The organism is Streptomyces sp. DH24 (assembly GCF_029813775.1).
Taxonomy (GTDB): Bacteria; Actinomycetota; Actinomycetes; order Streptomycetales; family Streptomycetaceae; genus Streptomyces.
The window spans coordinates 1-257 of record NZ_JARVKW010000151.1; the positions used below are offsets into that span (position 1 = coordinate 1).

The following is a 257-nucleotide window of genomic DNA, read 5'->3' on the forward strand; positions in this document are numbered from 1 at the left end:
GGTGGGACTGGCGATTGGGACGAAGTCGTAACAAGGTAGCCGTACCGGAAGGTGCGGCTGGATCACCTCCTTTCTAAGGAGCACTTCTAGGCTGCTTCGGCAGTCCAGAGGCCAGTACATCGGCGAACGCCCGGTGCTGGTTGCTCATGGGTGGAACGTTGACTACTCGGCACACTTGATCGTCTTCTCCTTCTAGTACTGCTCTTTCGGAGCGTGGAACGTTGAGGGGAGCGGGGAGTGTGTCGGGCACGCTGTTG

Annotated in this window: 1 rRNA gene; it reads left to right on the top strand. The window is 58.8% G+C overall.

From position 1 onward, the window contains the following. Positions 1-73, top strand: a 16S ribosomal RNA gene (locus QC282_RS32265); the annotation flags it as partial. Between the last annotated feature and the right edge of the window lie 184 nt (positions 74-257).